The organism is Pseudoalteromonas luteoviolacea DSM 6061, assembly GCF_001625655.1.
Classification (GTDB): Bacteria; Pseudomonadota; Gammaproteobacteria; order Enterobacterales; family Alteromonadaceae; genus Pseudoalteromonas; species Pseudoalteromonas luteoviolacea.
In genome coordinates this window covers 1-10,136 of sequence record NZ_AUYB01000168.1, presented here as the reverse complement: position 1 = coordinate 10,136, position 10,136 = coordinate 1, and the positions used below count along the sequence as shown (strand labels likewise).

Sequence of the window (10,136 nt, the reverse complement as noted above, 5' to 3'; positions counted from 1 at the left end):
AGGTGATCAACACGATGAATAGGCTAGGTATGCCTGAATATAGGTAAAAATGACAAGGCCGTCAGTAAAGGCCTATTTGATCAACAAGGCCCCTCGTTATCGTTGTTTTATTCCCTACCAGCTGCATTTCGATGATTAGCCACATGCAATAAAGCGTTGCTCTGATATACATCAGGGCTTAACTGTTCTTCAGCGCCCCTTATGAGCTACGAGCCTACATACCTAGGCTTGAAAACACACAACAGGCTTTAATAGTACTAATATCTGTTATCTAATTTATTTACACCTTTGATTTTTGATTGGTGACCTAGCTAATAAACCACACCTATTTAGCAAAAGTTGGCGACGTCTGTGTCTTTTGCTTAGTTGGTCACGGTTAGAGCCAAGCTCTGAATGGGTTGGCTAACATGTCGGGTAGCTGGGCGGTTGTTGTGTTATGTTAAAACAGGGCATCTTGCAGATTATAGCGAGCAATAATTCTATTAAGAGTTTGTAGCCGTAAATGGCTATTAATAATGACAAAGGCCACCTAAGAATAAGTTATTGTTTATCAATTGTTGATCTGCCTGTTTTTTGAACATTATCCTACTTAACTAAGTAAAAATATCCCGTTATAAAACTATTAAAATATTTATTTATTAAACTTATTAGTAACTAAAACAGGTGCTTGTGCACTCTTTATGTTTCTTTTCTTGTCTTGGTGTTAATAGTGTATGAAAAAAGGTGTTTGTTAGTTGTTTATATTTTTGAGATAATCGCGAAAGTTTGTGTTCATAGAAATCAAAGATGCGATATTTATTCACTTTTATTTTGCTGTTAGTTTTATCGTCCAAATCGATAGCTAACCAGAGAAGCTTCGAGCAGGCGTATGCTCCTATTAGTGTAAATAAAATTACTATATTTATTCCTATTGAGAACCTCCCTTCAAATTCAAGACTGGTTTCTTTAAAAGAAACAGATAATGGTTATTTGATTGAATGGGATCAAGCCGATGGCGCTACTTTTTACTATGTCGAACAACTAGTAAATGGAGTTTGGCAGCAAGTCGGTGGTGATGTAACTGGCTTAAGTATGTCAATCTCAGGTAAAAGCAGTAGCCAATTTAGAGTCGTAGCTTGCGGCAGGTATGGGTGTAGCAAACAAGCAACGCATCAAAATGTGATCGCTAATGGTGACTTACAACTTTCTCAATTTTCATTGTCCAAGCCAGAAGTAACGCTTGGTCAAGCGAGCCTTTTAAGCTGGAAAGTAAAAAATGCCAGCAGTGTAACAATTACTGGCAGTAATGGTTCTGTATATAAAAACCTTCCTTTGTCTGGTTCTTTTAATATTATTCCTAGTGAATTCACAAGCTATACATTGGTTGTTAAAGGGTTTGGTCAAACACGCAGTGCTACGCAAAACCTCGTTGTTAACTCGACCAGAAAAGTTATCCAAACGCCACTGACAAATTACATCGAGCCTTTAAGAAATCTTGGTTATGACCTAATCGCAAGGTCCCTTGTTGCAGTACCACAAGGTGTATTGTTTAGCACCTATGACGAGAAAATCGTTTTAGTTAATAAGTCTGGTGAGGTGATCTGGGAACAACCTTTAGAGGGGGTCGTTGCAAATAAAGGTAACTATGTTGCTGAGGAAGGCAAAGTTTATATCAGCGTAAGTAAAATGGAAGGTAGTGGGCAGGTATGCTCTATTAGAGTAAGTGATGGTAGTAATTTAAGTTGTAATACTACAAGTGTATCGATGATTTCTAAACCAGTAGAGATTGAGCTTCAAACAAAGACTGGCAATGAAGTTAGTATACCTAAAAAGTTGATTGCCGCGGTAGATATGAAAGGCAACCTTTATGTTATGGATAGAGGTTCAATGGAGTTAACACACTCTGTTGTAGAGCTACCACCACAAGTATTAAAAAATAGCGTTACCGCCAACATTGCCGCTGTACCAAATACGAACAACCTCATTATGCGAGTCTCAGAAACAGAGTACACATCGCTTTCGATTGAAGAAGATACCAGCACAAGCTGTAATAGCTTTTCCAACTGCTTGCAGTCTGCATTTTCTCTATTTTCAGATGATAGTGGAACTGATGAGGAAACCCCTCCCAAACTAAAAATTAAAGTAAACTGGGTTAAGGAGCATAAAGAATAATGAAAAAGTCGATTTTTATAGGCTTAGCCGGTTTACTGTGTAGTTTATACGTTCAGGCGCAAGAGACGCAGATAAGCGTCAATAGCCCAGAGTCAAGCAATATGCCATCAGAAGGGTTTGACTGTGGTGTGAATGGTATTGGTGATCCTTTAGTTCAATCCATTGACATATCAAAACGATGTGATGACGAGCCAATTGATAGGCCTCCTGGCGATTTAAGCATTTTTAAATGTGCGATCGGTGGTGAAATAACCGTGTTTAAGGGGGTTAGCACAACAATCAACTTCCACAACTCTACAACTGAGGTTAAAAACCAGGCAGCTAAATTAGATGTTACCAAAAAGTACATTTACGATGGTCAGTCGTATAACTTTAACGGTAAAAGTATTGCGAGCTACAGTGGGGCGAAGTATACGAGAGGGGTTACATTTAAGCCTGATGTTGTAGGAAAGCGAGAAATATACCTACACCACTATATACACGTGCGTAGAAACGGTGTGGCGGGGCAGCACTATGCAACCAACACCTGTAAACGAACAATTAATGTTGTTCAATTAACACCCCCTGAGGTGAGCTTAGTTACGCCATCGCAAGATAAAACTTTGTATGTTGGGTCATCTCAGACAGTTGAGTTTTCGGTAAGTGACGCGGCAAAAGATGTTACTAGTTTTAAGATAACGAGTGATGCTGGTGCAGATATAGAGTGTAGCAATAGTGGCCATTGTTCTACAACTTTTACGCCGACTAATGATCATATTGGTACCGTTACATATACCGCAATAGCGAGAGATAAATATGGTCAAACTGATAACGCAAAGGTCACATTTACCGTCAAACAGGCCAATGTAAAACCGACTGCAAGGCTCACTGTTCAAGCCGGAAATAAATCTGGTTCCAGTATTACCGTAAACAAAGATACAAGGGTTACTTTTTACGCTACCTTTGAAGATGCCAATAGCGATTCAGGTTTCCAACTTGGATCAGGAAGCCTATGTAGTGGTAATAAGTGTGAGACATTTGCACTGTCTAATTGTACAAAAACAAATGGGAGAAATAAGTATACTTGCTCAACAACAAAAACAATTACACAAGGCGTTACCTATTATGCAAAAGCAACAGACAAAGGGGGGATGGAGTCAGAGAAAGCTTATGCTTCTGTGAGTATAAATCCAGCGCCGAATATTGCACTTAGTATCAATACTAAAACAAATCATTTGTTTGCGGGTCAGGATTACACTATTTCTTTAAATGGTACTGACAGCAATGGTTTTAGCGAAGCTGTCATTTGCCTTTTCCCTGGTACAAGCAAAAATAAAACTGATACCACCAATTGCGCGAACCCCAGTGTCACCCATTTTAGATGCCCACTCGGAAGCAGCACAGCTATTCAAAATTGTAATTGGCCTCGAACCGCACCTTTAGTGCAAAAAGAGTATTTTTACTATGCCTATGTAGTAGACAAAGCAGGCGAGCCTTCAAAAGCAGTGCTTGACGTTAATGTGAGGCCTCCCTATGGTATAAGGCTGGAAAATATCGGTTCAAATGTTGAGCCAAATGCAGACGTTAATTTTAATATAAAAATTGGTGGGTTCACTTCTCAAGTACATTACCTAACTCATCTTAGATTAACTGCGAATGGGTCGATCAATCAGGCATTTTCTTTTACTTACAACGGTAAAGTTTATACCGTAGACGGTAACGGGCTTATTAGTTCAAGATTGAAGTTACCTGAGGTTCATGAAAACGAGAGTGGGGGCGTTATAACGCTTAACGCAAAATGGCCGGCAAGAATATCTGGTCAGGTAAGTTTGCAATTGCACGGTACAACAAGTAATGGCAAGCAATCGACGTCAGCAGTTTTTAAAACCTCTGTAAAATACCCCAACGTTAACCCTCCAACTTCGGTTTCTGTAGGGGCTCCAGTGAACGGTAAATACCCAGTTACGGTAAGCCAAACTGCCAATGTAACCCAATACAAGTGGCAACTGTTCATCAAAGATGAGTCAAATCGTTTTGTTGAAAAAGTGAACTATGAAAGTGGTGTAACAAATGTTGTGCAGTATTTTCAAACTGGTTACAGCGACAACGGCCGCTCAGCTAAAGTATGCGTAAGTGCGATTAATGTGTATCAGAACCATAGGCAGGAGTCAGCCCCGACTTGCGCTGAGTTTACAATTGTTAATACCCAACCGTTGCCAAATGCCCCACTATTCAGTACCGCATTTAAGCACCAGTTTTCAGCTCCTTACCGTGTTAACTGGCAGCTAAATGGTAATTCTTATACTGACCAATACAAATTATATGGCTGGATGGGAAGTGTTGCAGATAAGCCGGTAAATCCGACACTGCTAAAAGTGGCAGAAAAAGCGGATGGTGAATATCTTGCAAACGCTCCTCTAGTAGGAGATTACACCTATCAAATTTACAGTTGTAATAGCCAAAATGTGTGTGTTGAAGGGGCATACCAAACTGTAAATCACTCTCGAGCAATTATTGGTTCAGTTGAGCACTTCGTTTCGAGTGCAAAGAAAGGCGATACATCGGACCTTTATGCTCAAAAAACGCAGGCTAAAGTAAGCACAACATGCCCAGGGCACTGTTTCAGAATTAAAGCTGCGGGCATAAGTGATACCCATGGCTATATAGATATGCGTGCCAAATTAAATGCATTGACCTATCGCGCCCAAACGAACTCTGCTACTCGAATAGATGCAACTACCATTGAGGTGGTAGTAAATAATGACATGGCAAAGGGGTTTTATGAGGGAGGCTTGACGCTCAAAGCAGCCAACGGCATTGCAAATGCACCGCGAGGGCTATTCCATGTGTTTGCTGACTCGCCAAACAGTCATTTAGCGCTTATCAATAACCCAATTGTTGACAGTATTTCTGGGCGTGCATATACAACCCAAAATAATTCTATTTTGGCGTTAACACCAGAAAGCATCGAGGCTTGGTCATATGAATCTGATGGTATCGCTGCGACACCATCGATATTACCTAAACCCTATACAGCCATAAATGGCTCTGAGCAGTGGCATGATGAAATATACTTTGGTACGACCGCAAACAGTTTCTACAAAATAAACCATGATGGGCATAAGGTTTGGCAAGCAAAAACTCGAGGTGCCATTACTGCAAGAGCTCAGGTTAATCAAGATGGGGAGCTATACGTCGGTTCCCATGACAAAGCGCTCTATTCGATAGACCCTGAAACTGGGGCTATTTTGTGGAGCTACTTGTTCCTGTATCCATTGACTGAACAAGTTAAACTAGTAGGAAACGATATTCATGTCACAGTAAAGGCAGAAAAAACTGATCCTAGTGACCTAGGTGACACCATACATTATATCCTCTTCAGAGAAGCGATTGACGCAAATGCCTTACGTTTTGATGATATCAACGGCACTGCTACGCACCCAATACGTGACTTGTTAAATGGCGACAATGCAGGTTGGATACCTGGTGCAGAGCATCCTCAATTGCAAGCGCTCGCTCGTGTCTACTATGTTTTATTTAATCGTCTACCTAATAAAGACGAACTAAGCTTTATGGCATTTGCGTACAGCCAAGGGATCTCAACAACAGAGATTATTACAGCTTTACTAACGTCTGGCGAAATGAAGCTCGCGCTACCAGGCAGCATGACAAATGCTGAGTTTGTGGCAGATATGATTACCCGCATATTCCCATCGGGTGCGCCTAGTCCGATTGCTGATAAAACACAATCACAGTGGATCGCATTTCTAAATGAAGGTGGTAAAAGAGCAGCCCTAATTGAAGCTTGGCTAAATACAGTGCAAGCCAACGCAGTGCATGCACAGTTAGCGCAGCGAGCAATATTTTACTATTACGAGCACTGTACGGTTGATGTCAACTGCGATCAAAACAAAAATGCAGATAGCGACAATGACAATGTGAGTGATTACATTGAAGTATTGTTAGGTACTGACCCTTTAAATCCGGAAGATGGAATTACAACTCCTCATTTAGCACTTGTACAAGACAATGGTCTTGGTATTTTCACACTTCAAGCGAGTGAGTACGATAGCAAGCTCAACTATTATCTAAACGAAACGCTTGCAGACAGCTCCGAACGCACGATTGATTTCAAAGCGCAAGAGCAAACATATACTCGTGCACCAGGTCTATATGCTTATAAGTTAAAAGCTTGTATTTCAGCTGATACGGACTCTGGTACAGTTGAGAGTTGTACTGGGTTCTCAAATGTACAAAATATTAACGTAAGGTCATCTTTGCCAGAGGACGCAAGCTTTGCAGAGATTAGTATACCTACAGTGGATGGTGTAGGCACGATTAAAGGCGAAGCGGCTGTGAGTGGTGGTGCAGCCACATACTCTATTCCTATTGAATTAACACCTGGCCGTGCAGGCATGAAGCCTAGTGTGTCATTAAATTACTCTTCCCGCTCTGGACGCGGTATTGCGGGTAAAGGCTGGTCACTATCTGCTGGATCTGCGTTAACGCGTTGTGCCTCGACTTTTGCACAAGAGGGAATAAGCCTAAATGCAAGATACCAATCGGATGATAGGCTTTGTTTGAATGGCCAAAAGTTAATCTTAATTAGTGGTGAATATGGTCAAAGCGGCGGAGTTTATGCGACCGAAATAGATAGTTTTGACAGAGTTTATCAACATGGTGGTGACTTAACTTCGTCAAGCAGTTACTTTGAAGTCAAACATAAGAATGGCCATACATCTTATTATGGCCGTTCTGAAGAGAGTAAAGATGTAAGAGATCCCTCTATTTCAAGACCTAGAGGTACTTATGCTTGGCTTATTGACTATACAAGCGATGCAACAAACAACAACTTTATTCACTATAACTATCGTGAGTATGGTGCTAATGAAAAATTATTAGACTCAATTAACTATACAGGTGACAGCAGTTCACATACGGGTATTCACAACGTTCATTTTGAATATGAACAATCGATTGATCCGACTCGAAAGTATCATGCAGGTATATCTTTCGAAAAAACGCGTCGCTTAAAACACATTGTCACGAAGTACTATGAGATTCAGACACGTGTTTATAACTTAAACTATGTTAAGAGTAATGCTACTGGAGGAGAACTCTTAGCTTCATTACAGTTGTGCTATGGCGAAATAGGCAGCGACTGTTTACCGATGACTCGCTTTGATTGGCAAGACAATGCCATGGCTGTTGGGGGGACCCATGTTGACATTGATACGGGTAAAAGTATCGCTGCTGTCTTACCTAATGGGGACAGAAATGGTGACGGTGCGAGAGATTGGCCAGGTTTTTACATCAATGCAGAAGGTGGCACCACGGCAAACAGCCACTCAATGACGGATTGCGAGTACGTAGGAACAAGTGGACAAAAAGTTAACTGTACGTCTGACACAGCTGACTTTGATCTTGATGGTCTGACTGATGACTATGATTTTGAAGCAGGCTCTGTAGGCGCATTAAAGAGCTTTGTGTTATACAAAAATAACAAAGACGGTAGCTCCACAAAAATCAGTACAGGGATTGAGATCCCAAATTTGTCATCAATTTTGCATTTAGGTGATATGAATGGAGATAGCCTACCCGACCTCGTAGTGTATGAGAAAACAGCTGATTATGAAGTGGAAGACATTAACCTCTATTATCATAACGGGAATTTCTCTCACCCATACTCGGTAAATGATAAACAGCTGCTATTTAATGTAAAAAAACACTATCAAAAGATGTCACCTTCTGAGTCTTTTTATCTTGGAGGAGATTTTGACGGTAATGGTATACCTGATTTTTATAAAGTAGCACTTGATTTAGATGATACTGGTCAAGGCAGGCTAGATTCAATCTTATTAATGACGCCTAACGGAAAAGAGCTGACCTCAGAGCGCAAGGTAATTAATTGGGGAGATGAAGACGATTACCGTAAGGGCCTAGACTCTACTTGGACCCGATTCTACCGATTTGCTGACTTAAATGGTGATGGATTAAAAGACTGGTTGGGTTGGTTTAATCCAAAGGTCAATGGCAGCGCACTTTTTGTCAGATACAGCCAAGGTAATGGCTCATTTACGGCCCCAGTTAATACTGGGAAAATTTTACAAAGTCGTAATTTTGTATTTCTTGAAAGTTTCGGCTTCCAAGGGCAAAAAGAGGAGTTTATTAGCGCTTACATTCCAAAGTATGGTGATGCAATAAAAATTGTGGACATTGACGCGGATGGTAAAGAAGAGTTATTGGTTCCCAGTGGTATCGTTGTTGAAGGGTGCCAAAATGTTCATCATACAAAGTACCGAGATCAGACAAAGACAGAGTTTTGTGGTGCTGATATTTATAGTGAAACCATTCCCTTAGGTGATGGCAGGTTTAAATCTATTGAAGGCAGTTACGATAGAAGCATTTATGCGTTTTCAAAACTTGAATTAACAAACGGCACATTTGAGCAAAGTGGCACAGACCTCATTGGCACAATCTATGAGTCTGAGATTATTGATGCTCAAGGGGATGGCTTACCTGACCTTGTTTTCAACTATGGCTGTGAAAGCGGGCCAGGCGGGTCAAATTGCCGCTATACACAAAGCGCACCGGCAGGTTATGTGGCAGGTAAAGTCAATATTAGCCGCAATTACGGTACAGGTACTGGTCATACAGCTGGTGACTATAGACCTCTTGACATATTGGGCTCCGTAACCAATGGTGTGGGTCTTAAAAGTGAATGGGGGTATAAGCCGCTTTCTTCATCCGTTGCAACGGGTATTGTGGGTGTAAACAGTTTATATAAGGCTGATGCAGAAACAAAAACAGGCTATCAAAACTTTACATCCAGTATGTATGTTGTGAATGAGTTTAAACAAGACAACGGCATTGGTAGCGACTTTGAACGTAGGTATGCTTATCGCGGTGCAGTATATAATAATCAAGGCCGCGGTTTTATGGGCTTTAGAAGTATTATTGAAGCTGATATCACGCAAGGGCTAACCACACAAACAGATTTTGATCAGCACTTCCCTAAGTCTGGAGCAATGGTTAACCGTGCTGTATTTGTTGCAGATGACTATACACATGATGGGCGCCCACTAAGTGAAGTGGAAAGCGAGGCGATAAGTCACTCTCAAGTTAACTGGGCAGATAACCTAGCGCACAATATTGAGAATGTTTATAGCATATACAAAGTATCTAGTTCTGAAGTGACCCGTGACCTTGCAACCAAGGCACAGTTGGCAGTGAAAGAAGAAAAGGGCCGTGTGGTTGACCTGTATGGCAACTTATTGAATTCAGAAAATGTCCATACGGACCAATTTGGCAGTGTGAAGACGCAAACAGTCAACACCTACGAATACAGCACAAACGACTGGTTCATTAATAAGCTAACTAAAAAAGTAGTCACCACATTTGAAGTCGCAGCTAGAAATAAGCAAGATGCTTATACACTGTATTCTGGAACGGAAAGTGCTTTAGATACTCAAACAACAGTCACCACAGAGTTTAGTCACTTTAATGCTGCCAGACAGCCAGAAACAGTCACCACCTCAGGGTCTTCAGGAGTCGGCCAGCAAGTCGATTACGAATACAACCGCTACGGGCTGCCTACTAAAGTCACGAAGTCGGCGCAGGTCTACAATGATGCAATGTGGTCTACTCAAAGCCGCTCTGAAACAATTGCTTATACCTTAGACGGCACGTCAGTTGCTGAAAATGGTTACTATGTATTTGAATCTAAGAATGCTAAGGGCCACATAGCTCGTACCCATACAGATCCTAAAACGGGTTTGAAGACGTCAACATCTGTGCAGGTTAATCAGCATGACTTTGTGACAACTGACTATGGTTATGACGCTTATTTAAGGGCATTTAGTCAAAAGACTGACGGAATGCCAACAGTCTATTCTGCTATTCAACAACCTGATAGCGATGCGCCAGTCGGTGCTGTTATGCAAGTTGTACAAGTTGCAGCGGGTGCACCAACTAAAGTGACAATCGTAGATAAACTTGGCAGAACA

Annotated in this window: 2 protein-coding genes; both read left to right on the top strand. The window is 41.2% G+C overall.

Annotated features, from left to right (window positions below):
* Window positions 1-786: 786 nt before the first annotated feature.
* Window positions 787-2,151, top strand: a complete 1,365-nt coding sequence (locus tag N475_RS25020) for a hypothetical protein (RefSeq protein WP_063366151.1) — start codon at window positions 787-789, stop codon at window positions 2,149-2,151.
* Window positions 2,151-10,136 (top strand): SpvB/TcaC N-terminal domain-containing protein (locus N475_RS25015; protein WP_282955591.1); only part of this gene is annotated, 7,986 nt, incomplete at its 3' end. The genes N475_RS25020 and N475_RS25015, both read left to right, overlap by 1 nt.